General features: G+C 70.6%; 9 protein-coding genes. All 9 read right to left on the bottom strand.

Annotated features, from left to right (window positions below; translation table 11 throughout):
* Position 1: 1 nt before the first annotated feature.
* Genes AC25YV_RS10520 through AC25YV_RS10480 form a run of 9 tightly spaced genes read right to left on the bottom strand, consistent with a single transcriptional unit; the run spans position 2 to position 16,452 of the window.
* Positions 2-727 carry a hypothetical protein gene (locus tag AC25YV_RS10520; protein ID WP_488123786.1) on the bottom strand — a complete coding sequence of 242 codons (726 nt, stop codon included), beginning with the start codon at positions 725-727 and terminating at the stop codon, positions 2-4.
* Positions 724-2,391: a serine/threonine-protein kinase gene (locus AC25YV_RS10515; RefSeq protein WP_488123785.1), complete on the bottom strand. Its 1,668-nt coding sequence runs from the start codon at positions 2,389-2,391 to the stop codon at positions 724-726. The genes AC25YV_RS10520 and AC25YV_RS10515 overlap by 4 nt, the downstream gene beginning before the upstream one ends.
* Positions 2,388-3,731: an FHA domain-containing protein gene (locus tag AC25YV_RS10510; RefSeq protein ID WP_488123784.1), complete on the bottom strand. Its 1,344-nt coding sequence runs from the start codon at positions 3,729-3,731 to the stop codon at positions 2,388-2,390. The genes AC25YV_RS10515 and AC25YV_RS10510 overlap by 4 nt, the downstream gene beginning before the upstream one ends.
* Positions 3,728-4,543 (bottom strand): PP2C family protein-serine/threonine phosphatase, encoded by an 816-nt coding sequence (locus AC25YV_RS10505; protein ID WP_488123783.1) that lies wholly within the window; start codon positions 4,541-4,543, stop codon positions 3,728-3,730. The genes AC25YV_RS10510 and AC25YV_RS10505 overlap by 4 nt, the downstream gene beginning before the upstream one ends.
* Entirely contained in the window at positions 4,540-5,757 is a 1,218-nt protein-coding gene (locus AC25YV_RS10500) for an RDD family protein (RefSeq protein WP_488123782.1), read from the bottom strand. Before AC25YV_RS10500 ends, AC25YV_RS10505 begins: the two co-directional genes overlap by 4 nt.
* Entirely contained in the window at positions 5,754-8,123 is a 2,370-nt protein-coding gene (locus tag AC25YV_RS10495; protein ID WP_488123781.1) for a transglutaminase-like domain-containing protein, read from the bottom strand. The genes AC25YV_RS10500 and AC25YV_RS10495 overlap by 4 nt, the downstream gene beginning before the upstream one ends.
* Positions 8,120-9,367, bottom strand: a complete 1,248-nt coding sequence (locus AC25YV_RS10490) for a DUF58 domain-containing protein (RefSeq protein WP_488123780.1) — start codon at positions 9,365-9,367, stop codon at positions 8,120-8,122. Before AC25YV_RS10490 ends, AC25YV_RS10495 begins: the two co-directional genes overlap by 4 nt.
* Positions 9,367-10,338, bottom strand: a complete 972-nt coding sequence (locus AC25YV_RS10485; RefSeq protein ID WP_488123779.1) for an AAA family ATPase — start codon at positions 10,336-10,338, stop codon at positions 9,367-9,369. Before AC25YV_RS10485 ends, AC25YV_RS10490 begins: the two co-directional genes overlap by 1 nt.
* A 42-nt stretch (positions 10,339-10,380) precedes the next feature.
* Entirely contained in the window at positions 10,381-16,452 is a 6,072-nt protein-coding gene (locus AC25YV_RS10480; protein WP_488123778.1) for an Ig-like domain-containing protein, read from the bottom strand.
* Positions 16,453-16,517 lie beyond the last annotated feature (65 nt).

Here is a 16,517-nt window from a genome sequence, read left to right as displayed (position 1 = left end):
GTCAGTTCTCGTCGTCTGCGCTCTGGGCTTCATCGAGCAGGGCCAGATCGTCGCGCGTGACCAGGCGCGCCGCTATCGCATGCTCGACGAGCCTGACGCGACGGTTGGTCGCGTACGAGCGCACACCGCCGCGCATGCCCGGGACACCGATGCGGTCGAGCTTGTCGCACACGTTGTCGAGCTTGCGGTTGAAGCGCGTGAGCGTCCAGCCCAGCCGCTCGGCGGCCTGCGCCGACGTCGGCAGCTCGCTCATGCCGGTGCCCTCGCGGCGCAGGACGGGCTCGGCCAGCGCGAGGATCATGAGCCGCTGACCGAGGGTCAGCGGTACGTCGCCGATCGTGCTGAGTCCGTCGCCCCGGTCGTCGTCGTCGATGCGCGCGGTCTCGCGGAACGCCGGTTCGCTCGAGGTCACGGTGAGCTCGTAGGTCGTGGGTCCGGCACTGAAGATGACCGAGGTCGCGGCGAAGACGAGCGGCAGCCGGGCGCCGGGGGCCAGCCAGGCCTGCACGCGTCCGCCCGAATCGGTCACCGTCGCGGTGAGCCGACTGCCGACGTTCGAGAGCAGCCACAGCCCCTCGATGCACGAGATCGTCAGGAAGGTGCGGTGCAGGAAGAGGTTGTCATCGATCGCCAGGTCGCCCTCGCGACCGACCGTGAACTCGGCGTCGGGTGAGACCGAGAAGACCTCGCCGGCGAACTCGACGCTCAGCGGTGGGGGCGCGCTCATGAGGTGCACTCCGTGACGGCTTGAGATGAACGCCCGGACTCGCGCACGGTGAACAGCTCGATGCACGTGCGGCCCGACGGGTCTGCCGGAACGGTGACGGTCGGCTCGGACGTGCTGGCGGGCGAGCGCTCCTCTCCGGCGCGTACGACCGACCACAGGTAGTGGTCACCGTCCTGCGGATCGGGGTTCGTCCAGGTGAAGGTCACATCCGCGCCCACCGCGACAGCGGTGACGCCGGCGGGAGCGGGAACCGCGACCGAGACGGGGTCCTGCGGGTTGGCCGACGTCTCGGGCGGCGGCGGAGTGGGCGTGTTCCCGGCGAGAATGCCCGGCAGCGAGACGCCGACGATGATGGCGGCGAGCACGACCAGAACACCGGCGCCGATCGACCAGCCCACCACTGTGCGACGCGAGCGCGCGGGCGGCGGGGGCGGCTCGGACGCTGCCGGGGCGGATGCCTCGGGGACGGATGCCGCGCGGGCGGATGCCTCGGCAGCCGTGGGCGTTTCGGCTTCGACGGGCGGCGCGGCAGGGGCGGAGTGAGCGGGCGGGCGCAGAATCGTCGCCGACACATCGGTCGCCGGCTCGGCCGTCCCCGGCGGCACGCGCAGCATCGTCTCATCGACGCCCGGCGCGAAAGCAGAGGGCGCGGGTCGGTGCTGGGCCGGAGCGGTCGCTGCCGACGGGCGCGTGAGTCCGGCCGCGGGTGCGGTCTCGGGGTTGATGCTGACGACACCACGCACGCGGGTGAGGCCGTCGTCATCGTCGTCGACGATGTCTTCCTCGGGCACGGCGTCATCGAGGATGTCGATCGCCGTGACGGCGTGGGACAGCTCGATCTGCACCTTCTGCAGGGCGCGGGCGAACCCCAGGGCCGACTCGTAGCGGTCGGCCGGGTTCTTGGACATGGCGCGCTCGAGCACCCACTGCAGCGATGCGGGCGAGTCCGTGCGTGCCAGCGAGGGCAACGGTGCGGTCTCGATCCGCTGGATGAGGTCGGCTGCTGTGTTGCGCTGGTCGGGCTGCTCGAACGGCGAGCGCCCCGCGAGCAGGGTGTACACCGTCGCGCCGAGCGCGTAGACATCGGAGCGCGGGGTCGACTGCGGTGCGTCGGCGAACGATTCCGGCGGCGACCACGGGATCGAAAGCCCCGCCGATTCGGCCGCTGCGGCCGTGGTCGAGGCGATGCCGAAGTCGGTGAGCGCGGGGCGGTTGTACTCCGTCACGAGGATGTTGGCGGGCTTGATGTCGCGGTGCAGGACCCCTGCGCGGTGCGCCGTCTCGACGGCCGCGGCGACCTGCACGCCGACGCGCAGCGATTCGGCGACCGAGAACGGCTCGCGGCGGTAACGCACCTGGAGGTTCGGCTTGGGGCAGTACTCCATCACGAGGTACGGGCGGCCGTCGCCGGCGACCCCCGCCTGGTAGATCGTGACGATCGCGGGATGCGTCGACAGCATCGCCATGACGTTCGCCTCGGCGGTGAACTCAGCCACCGAACCGCTCGAAATGCGATCGAGCAGCAGCACCTTCACCGCGACGCGGCGACGAGGCAGCTGCTGCTCGTAGAGGTAGACGTCGGCGAAACCGCCCGAGCCGAGGACGTCGATGTACGTGAACCCCGGCAGATCGGGCGGCGCCATGGGCGCGCGCTTCGCGTTCACAGGGACTCCTCGACGGTCACGGTGATGCCGTCGCCGAGGTCGAGCAGGTCGCCGCTGACGACGACCGTCGCCTCGCTCGGATGCAGGCGCACCGGGTCGGCGCCCGCCCGGTGCAGGATCGTGCCGTTCGTCGTGTTCAGGTCGGTCGCGACGATGCTGTCGCCCTCGACCCGCAGTTCGAGGTGGCTGCGTGAGATGTCCTGCTCGGGGCTGTCGACCGCGACGAGGTGCGGCAGGTCGGTGCCGACGACACGCGTCGATCGCGGTCGGCGGCCGATCACGACGGTGCGATCGAGCAGCAGCTCCTGCCCCGTCGACAGCCGGATGCGGCCGGGCGCCGTCCGCCGGGGCGGAGCGAGCGGCGGCGGCGGCGGCATCGAATCGGTGCCCAGCGCGCCGCGCATCGCGCGCAGCTGGGCGAGCGAGATCGTCTCGCCGTCGTGGTCGCCCGCGATGGGTGCGGGCGGGCCAGCGGGTGCATCGGCCGGGCGCACGATCGTCGCGGCCCACGGACTCTCGCCCTCGCCCCGGTCGGCGGGGCTCTCGGATGCCGCCGTGCGTGCCGGCGACCCCTCGGGCGGGCAGTCACCCGTGCGGGCGAACGTCGATTCGGCGGGCAGGAGAGTATCGGCACCGGCCATCGTGACGGCGGCGGAGTCGATGAGCCCGGGCAGCTCGGGCGCCACGGGAGCCGGCGCCGGCTCCACGATCGCCGCCGGCACCTCGACCGGCTCGACCGGCCCGGCTGCAGGCGCTTCCGGCACCGGGGTCGGCTCGGGGGCAGGAACCGGCTCGGGGGCCGGATCCGGTTCGACGTCGATCGTCACGACGGGCTCGACGACGGAAGCCTCGGCACGGGCGGCACGCGGCTCGGGCACGCCGACGGGCGCAGCATCCGTCTCATCGAAGGAGACCGTCACGGCGGACACCAGCACGATGCCGTCTCGGATGGGGTACTCGACGGGGGCGTCGTGTTCGGCGGTGACGATATGGGCGCGGACGGCTCCCGGGATCGTGCGCTCATTCCAGGTCGTGACCGATGCGCCCGAGAGCTCTTCGACGCCCGTCGGCGTCTCGACGGTCAGCTCGAACGCGCCGCGCACGACCGCGCGGACGCCGTCGTCTTCAGCGAGCACGACCGCGAACGGCGGAATCGCGGCGAGCGAGGTGCCGAACGCTCCCGTCAGGGCCTCGATGACGGCGGGAAGCCCGCGACCGGCGTCCGCCTGCCGCCAGACGCTCTCGAGCAGGGCGATGGGCACGTCGGCGCCCAGCACGACGAGCCCTCGGCCCGTCACCACCGCTTGCCACGGTCCGGGTGCGTATCGTCCGACGATCATCGCCGACCCCCTCCTGTCCCGACACGGGGTCGGGTGTCCTCGTCGACGTCTTCGTCGTCATCGTCGTCCCCCGTCACACCGGGATGGATGACGAGCGCGTCGACGACGATCGCGGTGATGTTGTCGCGGCCGCCCTGCAGCATCGCCTCGTGAACGAGGCGGGTCGCAGCGGATTGCGGATCGGATTCAGCCCGCAGAACCGTGTCGATGCGCTCACTGCTCAGTTCTCCGGACAGTCCGTCGGAGCACACGAGCACGCGGTCGCCGACCTGTGCGGGGATGACCCAGTAATCGGCTTCGGCAGAGCTTCCGCCGCCGATCGCGCGCGTGATGACGTTGCGACGGGCATCGACGGCGGCGGCGGCCGCGTCGAGCTGTCCGCTGTCGATGAGCTCCTGAACGACGGAATGGTCGACGCTGATCTGGTCGAACTCGCCGTCGCTCAACAGATAGGTGCGCGAATCGCCCAGATTGAGGGTGAGCCAGCACGCGACGCCGTCGACATCGGCGATGACGACGCCGCTGAGGGTGGTGCCGGCACCCGCTGCCGCTTCGGGAAGGTCGTCGACGCGCCTCCGAGCGGTGTCCAGGGCCGCCCGGACGTCGCGCATCGAGAGGCTGTCGCGCCCCGCGAGCGTCGAGAACTCGGCGATGACGGCGGCCGAGGCAAGCTCACCCGCCTGGTGGCCGCCCATGCCGTCGGCGACGAGGAAGAGCGGGGATGCCGCCAGGTGCGAGTCCTCGTTGATGCGGCGGCGCAGGCCCGGGTCGGTCGCGGCGCCCGCCGCGACCTCGACGAGAGGCACGCTCACGCGTCGCCTCCGACGGTGGCACGGCGATCGCCGAACTCGAGCGCGTCGCCCGGGCGCAGCGCGGTCTGCACGCCCGCCGCGAGAACCTGGCGCCCGCCGTCGCGCACGAGCGTCGTGCCGTTGGTCGAGTGGCGGTCCACGATGTAGGGGCCAGTCGCCGTCGACCCGATCTCGAAGTGCGTCTTGGACAGCGACAGCGTCTCATCACGGAGCGACGCGACGACGGCGCCGTCTTCGCTGCCCGGATTGCGACCGAACAGCGTGCGCGTGTAGACGGCGGTGCGGGTACCGTCATCCCACAGGAGAACGACGATGGCGCTCGCAGCATTCGCGGCCCGCGTCTCATCGATGTCGATCTCCTCAGAGATCAGCCCGGGCGCCGAGATGCGCGGCGGCGCAAGGGGCGGCGCCGACACAGCAGCCGGGACGGCGGGCGCGGGGGTGACCGCCGGAGCAGGGCTCGGTGCCGCAGCCGCAGCCGGAGATGCCCCGCCCCCGGTCGGGTCGATCGTAATGCCGGGCACGAGCGAGATCATGCCGTCGGCGGCGACATCGGTGCGGGGCGACGGGGCGAGGGGCTTCGGGGGCGTCGACGGGTACGCCGGCGCGAGGGGCGGTGCGAAGTCGCGCGGCGGCAGGGGAGGCGGCGGTGTGGCGGGCGCCGCGGGGCGAGGCGGCTGCGAGGCGGCTGCGGGACGCGATGGCGGCGCCGACTCGGGTGCTCCGGCACGGGCGACGGCGTCGACGACGACGGCGTTCACGACCTTGTCATGCCACCCCTGGCGCCGCACGGGGTCGAACAGGGGCGTGAAGTACCCGACGATGATCGAACCCGCCAGGCCCCAGATGATGTTGCGCAGCAGTGCCCGGCCGAAGCCGATCGGAGCGCCGGTGGTGGCATCCCGCACCTGCACGCGCACGATGCGCTGGCCGGGCGACCCCTTGCCGCCCTGCAGCGCCGAGTAGACCAGCGCCCAGGCGATGCTCGCGAGGCCGAGGGCACCATAGACGAACAGCAGCACCAGCACGATGGCCTCGGGGGTGCCGGCGGCCAGCGGCTGCGCGATCACGACGCTGAGCACCGTCACCACGATCATGACGGCGGCGAGGACCGCGCCGTCGACCACGTAGGCGGCGACGCGGCGCCCGATCGAAGCGAGCGCAGGGCCGCGCGGCGCGGGAGCTACCGGCAAAGCGTAGGTGGGCTGACTCATTCGGACTCCGGGGGTGAGGAGGTGTCGGCTCGTCGATCGTCACCGACCGAGCGGGCGCGGGTTGTGCGTGAAGGGAGCGCGAACCGCGTGCCCGCGAGCAGCGAGCGCAGATTCAGTCTGGCCCGCATCCGCTGCCAGAGCGAGCGTCGGGTCGCCATGCCGCCGACGATGTCGTCGACCTGGCGCCAGAACTCGTCGATGTCCTCGGGCGTGGGGTCGCTCGGACCGAACACCTCGACGTCGGCGCGGGTCGCCAGCGCCGTGACGCGGGCTTCAGCGAACGCGTCTGAGACGGTGACGGCGTCCTCCTGACGCGTGCCACCGGCCCGGACGGGCGTGCCGTAGTCGACCGCGCGGTCGACGAGCTCGTCCCACCCACCGCTGATGCGGTCGGACGGGCGCTCCGCGGCGCGGCGACGGCGACGCTTGGCCGCCTTGAAGAGCCCGATCACGATGAACGGCGCGGCGAGAAGCGCGAGCACACCGAGCACGCCGCCGCCGATCGCGAGGATCACCCCGAGCATGCCGAGGTCGTTGTTCTCCTCGTCTTCGCTCTCGCGGTCGTCGGGGATCGCGATGGGCAGGTCGACAGGCTCCTGCTCGGGCGGAGGCGGCTGCAGCACCTGCGGCTTGGGATCGGCCCGCGGCTTTGTGGTCTGGTCGTTGGGCGCCTGGTCCTCGGGCGGCGTCGGGTCGAAGCGCACCCAGCCGGATCGCTCGAACGCGATCTCGACCCACGCGTGCAGCGTGTCGCCCGTCGCCGTGAAGACGGCTTCGCCCGCAGCATCGTCTTCGGGATAGAACCCCATGACGACGCGCGCGGGTATGCCGATCTCGCGGGCCAGCAGAGCCATCGCGGTCGCGTACTGCTCGTCGTCGCCGATCATCTGATCGGAATCGACGAGGGTCAGGATCCGCTCCGCGCCGTGACCGGCGCGCGAGAGGGTCTCCCCCTCGAGCCCGTGGCTGAAGAAGCCGTCTTCGGCGAGGAAGCTCTCCAACGCGCGCGCCTGCTCGATCGGCGTGTTCGCGTCGGCGACCGCCTTGGCTGCGATGTCGGCGAGGCTCTGCGGCACTCCCTTCTGCGAGGGGAGTGTGACGGGAGCGAACGCCTCATCGGCGAGGCGTTCGTCGCTGTGCTCGACGGGCAGCATCGTTTCGACCGTGTACGCGTCGCCCGTCGCGAGGCGCGAGATGACGACGCCCGTGCCGGTGGACTCGTTGTAGTGCGCGCTGCGGCGCAGATCATCGGCACGCGGACCGTCGAACTCGACCTCGGCGATGGATCCGGCGCCCGGCATCCACACGCTGTCCCACTGATCCATGTCGAAGCGCAGCGTCACGGGCGTGCCCGTGGCATCCGCCGACATCTTGCCGCGCACGGGGCGGAAGGCGCTCGAGGACCCGGCACCCTCGTCGGACACGTTGTAGACGGTGCCGCTGTACGCATCCATCGTCGCGATGCGCACGCGCGCCCCCTCGGGCAGGCCCGACACCCGGAACAGCGGCTCATCGGCCTGATCGCGCACGAGCGCGCGGAAGCCCTGCAGCGGGCTCGGGTACTCGCGGATGTCGAACGGCGGGATGACGACATCGCGCAGCACGTACCGCGGCGAGTCGGGTGCGGCCAGGGCGCTCGTGGTGACGCCGATGATCGCGGCGACGGCGACGACTCCTCCGCCGAGCAGGATGCGGCGGGCCGCGGCGGCGCGCGGCGAGCCTTCGCCGTCTGCGCCGAGCGAGATCGCCACTCCGCTGTGCGCCCAGGCGGCGCGCACAGACAGCCACGCAACGGCGACGATCGCGAAGAGGATGCCCTGCACGATCGGGGCGGCGGGCTCAGAGGTTCCGATCGCGATCTGGATCGCGAGGAACGCTGCCGCCGGGATGAGCGCCCACGCGGCGCGGTTCGCGCGCAGCGCGAGACTCGTCGTCAGAACGGCGGCGACGAGCGTGAGCAGGAACGGCACGACGAGGTGGCCGTCGCCGGGCGCGACAGGCGCGACGGTCGTGAGCAGGCCCTTCCACGACGTGACCGCGCCGAGAGCGAGGCCGCCCAGGGTGTCGAGCGTCGGCACGACACCGACCACCGCGGTGTGCGGCAGCGCGAGCGCGCCGCCGAAGACGAAGTAGACCGCGACCGTCACCCCGGCGATGGGCAGAGCACCCCAGCGCCACCACGCACCCAGCGACGCGATGCCCATGCCCAGCAGAGCAGCCCCGAAGGCGGCGACGAGGTAGGAGGGCGCCTCGAAGGTCGGCCAGAAGCCGACGATGGGCACGCACAGCAGCAGCGCGACAGCGACGAGGTCGAGGATCCAGCGCCGCAGCGGCAGACGCGACGGCGACGTGGTCGAAGCGGTCATGCGAGCACCTTCCGCAGCGCACCGGGCAGTTCGTCGAGGGCTCCGACCGTGAGCACGTCGGCATCGCCGATGCGACGCAGCGCCGGGGCGGCGCCGGGTTCGGCGACGACCACGAGCACACGCGCGCCGAACGGCAGGCGTGCGCACGCGCGGCGCAGCGCCGCGGCGTCGACCGAGCTGCCGCAGATGAGCACGACGACGCTCGCGAGCGGCAGGGTCGCGCCGACGGTTCCGGCGAGCTCGACGATGCCGCCCTCGCGCGGGCGCGAGTGGTCGATGACCGACAGCGAGTCGAGGAATCGCTTTCCGTTGGATGCCGGCAGCTCGCGGCCCTGCACGCGCATCTCGACGCGCTGCGAATCACGCAGAGCGCGCAGGCCGATCGATCCGGCGATCGAGATGCCGAGCTCGAACTCGTCGCCGTCGAGGTAGTCCCCCGCGCTTCGTGACAGTGCGATGACGAAGTGCGATCGGCGGGTCTCTTCGTACTGGCGCACCATCATCTCGCCGATGCGCGCCGTCGACTTCCAGTGCACGTGGCGAAGGTCATCGCCGGGCTGATACTCGCGCAGCGCGTGGAAGGACACGTCGTCGCGCGAGAGGTCGGTCGCGGGAAGCCCTTCGAGGTCGCGCAAGAACCCGAGCGACTGGCCCGAGAACGCCACGGTGCGAGGGTGCACGTAGAGATCGACCGGGTCGTCACGGCGGTGTACGCGCTCGAAGACGCCGAGCGGGTCGCCGCGCACGACACTCACGGGCCCGACGGCGAGCACGCCTCGGTGCTGCGTCGGGATCGCGAAGAGCTCTTCGGCGGTCTCGCCCGCCGCCAGGCGACGCACGGCGAAGACACCGCGACCTGCCCCGACGGGGAGAACGACGCGCGAGGGCATGATCGCGCGGGTGCCGGTGTTGGCGAGCGTCAGGGCACCGACGGCCCGTTCGCCGACGACGACACGCGTGCGGTTGAGGTCGAGCGTGGCGGCGTACGTCGTGCGGCCGATGAGGAACAGCGCACACAGGGCGACGACGCTCGCGAGCACGACGGCCGTGACCGTCAGCTCCCACCAGCCGAGGCTCTGCCCCGCGATCCACAGCACGATCGCCGTCGCGATGAGCACCCAGGCGAGGGGGCGGAACACGGACAGGATGCTGCGGACGCGCTCCCACACGCCCAGGGCGACGCCCTGCGCGTGCTCACGGCGCTGCCCCACGGCAGTCGCCGGGCGGAGCGCATCCGTCGTCATCAAGCTGCCGACCTCGCCTGCGGGGCGTCGACCGTCTCGAGCGTGCGGGCGATGACGGTCTCGGGCGTCGTGCCCGAGAACTCCGCCTCGGGGTCCATCACGAGACGGTGGGTCCACGTCGGTGCGGCGAGCCGCTTGATGTCGTCGGGCGTCACGAAGTGACGGCCGTGCGCGGCCGCCCACACCTTCGCGAGGCGGATCATCGCGATGGCGCCGCGCACCGAGACGCCCAGGCGTGTCGCGGCGTCGGCGCGCGTCGCCTCGGCGAGCTGGGCGGTGTAGCGCAGCACGGCGGGTTCGACGTGCACGGTCGAGGCGAGATCAGCCATGTCGCCGACGGCGCTCGTCGTGATGATGGCCGTCAGGTTCGCCGACGGGTTGCGCTCGGCGGCACCGGCGAGGATCCGCTCGGCGATCTCGAGGTCGGGGTAGCCGATCGCCGTCTTCACGAGGAAGCGGTCGAGCTGCGCCTCGGGCAGTTTGTACGTGCCCGCCTGCTCGATCGGGTTCTGCGTCGCGATGACGAGGAAGGGCCTCCCCGCTTCGTGCGCGACACCGTCGACGGTGACGCGCGACTCCTCCATGACTTCGAGCAGCGCCGACTGCGTCTTGGGCGACGCGCGGTTGATCTCGTCGGCGAGGACGATCGATGCGAAGACGGGTCCCTTGTGGAACTCGAACCGGCGGGTCGCCTGGTCATAGATCGTGACACCCGTGACGTCGGAGGGAAGAAGGTCGGGCGTGAACTGGATGCGATTGCTCGTGCCCTGCACGGTCGCCGCGAGGGCCTTCGCGAGGCTCGTCTTGCCGGTGCCCGGGGCATCCTCGAGCAGCACGTGTCCTTCGGCGAGCATCGCCGCGAGCACGAGCCCGACGACGTCGCGCTTGCCCATGAGGGCTCGGTCGACATTGTCGACGAGTCGTGTGAACGTGCCCTGGAACCAGGCCGCCTGCTCGGGGGTCATAGTCATGCGTGTCGTGTCTTTCTCTCGAAGATGGGGAAGCGGTCGGGGTCACCAGGTGGCGCGTGCGGCGTCGCCCCAGCCGACGATCGTGATCCACGCCTGCGATCCAGGAGCTCCGCCGAAGTGGCAGGTGAACTCCTTCGAGCCGTTGGCGGGGAGGTAGACGTTCGAGTAGCGGGCGAACCCCGGTGCGTTGGCGTGGCTGCAGATGATGTCGTAGTTGCCCGCGGGGAAGTTCTTCACCGTCACGCCCATCTGGGCGCAGTACTGGGACGTGCAGGTTGCGCTGTTGGTCCGAGTGCCCTTGTACGTCTGGGCGGACGCCTGCGGCGGCGCGGAGGTCGTCGCCGACTGCGAAGCGACGGCCGAGACCTGACCCTCCGAGTCGTAGGCCCGCACCTGGATCGTGCCCGTGAAGCTGTGACCGTGGTCGCGCGACTCGCTTCCGGAGCGACCGACGTTCTTCCAGGCTTCGCCGTTGATCTTGATCTGCATGGTCTGGATGGGGCGGCCGTTGTCGGCCGGAGCAGACCACGAGTAGGTGATCGTCGTGCCACTGGCCGACGCCCCTGCTCCCGGAGTGTTGACCGGACCATACGGGCGCGCGGGGCTCGCGGACGACGCGGCCGGCCCGTCGTATCTGACGCCGTCGATCGTCGTGTAGCCGCGCACCTGCACGGTGTAGCTCGAGTTGTTCGAGATGCCCGCCGTGATCGTGCGACCGTCCCAGTCGCTGCGCCAGCCTCCGCCGACGTTGTACTCGTAGGCGATCTCGCCGGCGCGCGCGCCGTTGCCCGGCGCGGCACCGTAGGTCACGACGATGCGGCTGTTCGCCGCGGGAGTCGTCGCCTGCACGTTCGTCGGCGCACCGAGCTGCGTGAAGCCCCGACGGGGCGCGGACGCGGAGCTCGCAGCGCCCCAGCCCGCCTTGTTGTGCGCCTCCACCGTGAAGGTGTAGTCCGTCTCGGACGCCGCGACGACGATCGCCTGCGAGGTCGCACTGCCGGGGATGTTCCCGATGGTGCTGACGACCGAGCCGCCACGGAGGACGTTGACGCGGTACTGGTCGATCGTGTCGCCGTTGTTGGCGGGCGGCTGCCAGGCGACCTGCATCTGCGCCTGGGTACCGACCGGCGCCAAGCGCGCCGTCGCCGGTGCAGCGGCTGCCGCCGGGGGCGCCGCAGGCACCATGGGTGCCGAGTTGGCGCTCCAGCTCGACGGGTCGGGCGCGCGGTTGTGCGCCCGAACGCGCACCTGATAGTTCGTGCCGTTCTCGAGGCCCTCCCAGGTCAGCGAGGTGCCGGTCACGTTCGTCTTCTGCGCGATCCCCGACGGCGGCGCCGGTGAGATCTCGAGCGTGAACGACTCGACGGGCGATCCCGGTGTCGTGGGCGTGACCCACGCCACCTGAAGGCTCCGGTCGCCGAACTTCAGGGTCGGCGGCTGCGGAGTGTCGGGGCGCGCGTCGGGGCGGGCCGTCTCAGACGGTGCAGACGGATCCGAATCGCCCACGCGGTTGGTCGCGACGACCGTGAAGTTGTATTCGACGTTGTTGGTCAAGCCGTCCAAAGTGCACGTCGTGGCGGCACAGGACTTGGTGTAGGTGCCGCTGACCGCCTCGACCGTGTACGTCGTGATCTCGGCACCGTTGTTGGGCGGCGGGCTCCAGGAGAGCACGACGGTGCGATCCTGCACGCTGGACACCGTCGGGGTGCCCGGCGCGTCGGGCCGGCCCTGCACCGTGAGACGAATGCGACCCTCGACCTCACGATCGACGTCGGCGGTGGCATCCTGCACGCGATAACGCACGACCATCGTTCCGAAGAAGTCGCCGTTGGGCGTGACGCGCACCTGATCGCCCGCGACATCCACCGTGCCGGCACCGGTCTCGACGATCGCCGTCGTGACCTTGAGCGGCGTGTCGGGGAACGGGTTGAAGTCGTTGGCGAGCACGGGAACCGTCACCGTCTTGCCCTGGTGAGCCTCGTCGATCGTGTCGTCGTTCGCTGTCGGCAGCGGGCGGGTCGACGCCGTCACGCGCGCTGTCACACTGCCCTCGATCGGTTCGGTCTCGCCGTCCGAGATGCGGATCGCGAGGGTCACGGCCGTGCCCTTCGGCGTGCTGGGCGACGCGCTCACGAGAAGGCTGCCGCCGTCGACAGAGGCCGAGAACCCCGACGGAGCGCCGCCGATGAGCTGGTACCGCATGCGCTCGAGGTCACCGCTGTCGGGGTCGGTCGTGAGCGCGCGCAGGTCGAGCGTCGCCGCATCCTCACCCGGAGCGACGTCCATCTGGCCGTTCGTGAACGTGGGCTGCTGATTGTCGGGCGGGAGGACCGTGATCGGGAGCGTCAGCATCGCCTTGATGCCGGCGGGATCATCGGGCCCCGTGCCATCCGTCACCTCGAAGGTGATGGCATCCGGACCGAAGTAGCCGTCCCGTGACGTGTAGACCAGCGTCGTCTGGTCCTTCACGAGGTTCGCGCCGCTCGAGTTCGACGCCTGCACCTTGGCGGCCTCGGTGATGACGACGCGTTTGCCCGCCGCCGCACGCACGTGCTCGGCCAGCGGGATCTCGACCGTCTCGCCACTGACGACCTCGATGCCCTGCACCGTCGTGAGTACAGGCGGCATGGTCGTGAGGCCCGGAATGAAGACGAACGCCGAGGCGGTCAGGCGGTCCTGGTCGGTGATCGTGTAGGTCAGCAGCTGCGCTTCGTCGGTGAGCGTCACCCGCAGGGTGTCGCCGCCGACGACCCGCGCCGTCTCGGCGTCGGTCGTGACGGTCAGACCGTCCTTCGTACCGTCGGGGTCCTCGTCGTTCGCGAGCACCTCGACGTCGACCGTGGCGCCGTCGATGTCTTCGGGGCGGATCCGGTCGTCACGGGCGATGGGGCGCTGCAGCGGCACATTCTCGGCGACCGTGATCTGCAGGACTGCCATGGCTTCCGCGCCGCGTGCGTCGCGGATCGTGTACTGCACGCTCGTCTCGACCGGCTCGGGCGGCGACGTCACGACGACGCGCTCGCCCTGCACGACGGCCTTCAGGCCCTCGACGTTCGGCACGACGAGTCCATCGCGGACGAGGCCGAACTGGTCTCCGTCGGGATCGGAGTCGTTCGCCGTGACAGGCACGGCGACCGAGCGATCGGGGCGCATGATGACGGAGTCCTTCACGGCATACGGTGCCTGGTTCGCCGCTTCGGCGGGGGCGATGCCCACGCGGATCGGGGCCGTCGCCTCTTTGCCCAGCCGATCGCGCACGCGATACGTGAATGAGTCGAGGCCGGCGGACTCGGTGAACGCCTCATAGGTCAGGTAGTTGGGGCCGACCTCGACGATGCGTCCCTTCTTGGGGGCGCTTGCGACGCCGACGAGTTCGACCGAGTCGCCGTCGGGGTCGATGCCGTCCAGCGGGATCGCGATCCGCACCTGAGAGCCGTTGAGCACGCGAGCCGTCAGGTCGCGCGGCCTCGGAGCCGTGTTGGTCTCTTCGTTGACCGGCAGAATCTGGATCGTGACGTAGCCGGCATCCTTCTGCCCCGTGCTGTCGTACACCTCGTAGGTCGCGTAGGCGGTGCCGGGCTCGTCGCCCGCGCGGAAGCGCAGGGTGTCCTCGGACACGAAGATCTCGCCCACGGCGGCGTCGATGAACGGCGGGATCAGGTCGGGAGAGACGTGGATCGTGTCGCCGTTGGGGTGGTAGTCGTTCTCGAGGACGGGGATCGTGACGATGTCTCCTGCGCGCACGATGACCTCGTCATCGTTGGCCACGGGAGGGCGCAGCTGTGCCGGGGCCGGCACCGGGATGACGATGACCTCGCCTTCGGCCGAGCGGGCGCCGTTGGAGATGCGATAGCTGATCACGACCTGTGCGCCCAGCGCCGCCTGGTCGGTGATGCGCAGGGTCTCGTGGTTGAGCACCGACACGGCGATGCCGCTGTTGGGCTCGACCGTCACCGACTGCACGACGAGGATGCCACCCGCCGGGTCGCTGTCATTCGCGAGCACGTTGACGAGTACGTCGCCGCCGCTGGGAAGCAGCGCGACATCGCGGACGGCGATCGGGTCGCGCTCGAGGTCGGCGTCGTCCAGCACATCGACCCGCACGAGGCCCGGCACGCCGTTCGCCCCGGCCGAAGCCAAGTACTGCACGTAATAGGTCTTGGCGACATCGGAGGTGAACGAGAACGACTTGTTGGCGAAGTCGGGGACGATCGTCGCGCCGGCCACCTCGTCGACACGCGTGAGCCGCAACGGCTCCCGGCTCGAGCTCGTGTCATTGGCGAGCGGTGACACCGTGACGGTCTGCCCCACACGCACGACGACGTGATCGGCGTTGGTGACGGGCACCGTCGAGCCGACGGGGCGCACGTCGAAGCGGACGATCCCCTCGGTGACCTTGTCACCGTCGGACACGATGATCGGAACGTCCTTGCGGCCCTGCGTGCCACCGACGGCACGGTAGGTGATGCGTCCGTCCGACGTGAAGTCGGCCTCATCGCCCTCACTGGGGACGACCGCCGAGAGGAAGACATCGTCGCCGTCAGGATCGATCCAGTCGGGCAGCACGTTGTACGTCACGGTGCCGCCGGATTCGACCGTGACCGCGGTGATGCGGTTCTGCACGGGCGCGGCGTTGACGTCCCATCCGTGCACCGACAGCCGGGCCGTCGCGGTGTCCGTACCGCCGCGCCCGTCATCGATCAGGTAGACGAAGGCGTCCGACCCGGTCGCGTCGTCGGGGACGGCGATCTGCAGACCGGCACCGTTGTTGACGGGCTGGATCTCACCGAGGGCGGGCGCGCCATCGGGAAGCGTCACGGTGAGCACGTCGCCGTCGGGGTCACTGTCGTTGTCGAGCACGGGAAGCACCGTCGTGCGGCCGGGACGCACACCGAAATCGTCGTCCGTCGCGATCGGCGGAGTGTTCTCTTCCGTGCGCTCCGGGAGCGTCGTCTCGACGGATTCCTCGGTCGTCTGCTCGTTCTCTTCTTCGGACTCGCTCTCGGGCGGAGTGACGTCGTTCCAGTTGTCGATGCGCTGCAGACTGTCGCTGGCCATCCATGCCGCGCCGCCGACGATGTCGTTCAGCACGATCACGTCGCGATTGACGCGGAAGCGCAGCACGGCCGAGGCATCCGCTCCCTCGACCGTCGTCGTCAGGTCGTCGTCCGCCCCGATGCAGTCGCGGATGAACGCGGCCGATCCCGACCACGCCCCATAGGTGCAGCCCGACAGCTGGACGGGCGCCGCGGGGACACCCTGCGCACCCGACGAGGTCACCACGGGCTCGGAACCGTCCAAAGGCACCCGCACGAGCGAGGATGCGGTCGCGACGACGACGGCGTCGGTGGCGACCGACGGCATCTGAAGCACACCGGTGTCACCGCGGTCGACCTCGGTCGACTGACCCGTCGAGGTGTGCAATATTCCGGATGCGGCATCCAGTACGACAGCGATCTCACCGACCACGGTGATGCTCACCCGACTGGTCTCATCCACGCCGGGCAGCTCGCTGAATACGGGTTCGAGAGGCGCACCGTCAGGATCGACGGGAACGGTGACCAGCTCGCCGGTCTGGGGCGCCACGGCGCGCACCGTGCCATCGGCACCGACCGTCACGGCAGCTCCCGCGCCGAGTGAGGCGATCGGGTCCGTACCTTGCAGCTCGAAAGCGCTCGCCGCCGCAGACGGCAGCACCCACAGGTCACCCGACGGACGATCGAGGACCGCGACGGTCGATCCGCCCAGCTCGACCTGCGCATCGCCGGGCACCTTCGCGGCCGTCGTGAGGGCCACCATCGCGGGGTCGATGGTCGTCAATGTGGCATCGGTGCCGTTGTGCACGAGGACCGTCTCACCGGACTGCAGGATGTCGTAGTCGTCGCTCGTCGTGCGCAGGGCACCGTCGAGCACGCGGGACTCGTGGTTGAAGTGGCCGATGAGCAGGCTCGACTGCTTCGTCACCCACACCCCGCCGTCGTGCAGGTCGACCTCGGTCGTCGGCTTTCCTTCGTGGAAGAACGCCATCGTTGTCAGCGCGAGCGCGGACACGGTCACGACACCCGCCGAGGCGAGCGTCCTCGGGCGCGCGCGCAGCCAAGCAAACGACTTCATCAGTTCGGCCTCCCCCGGGGCGCTGCCGACGCGGAGCGTCGGATCCCGGGGCCGCCCCGGGTGCT

It is taken from the genome of Microbacterium sp. Y832, assembly GCF_057669765.1.
The sequence above is the reverse complement of the archived record's forward strand: the minus strand, read 5'-3'. Positions and strand labels throughout refer to the sequence as shown.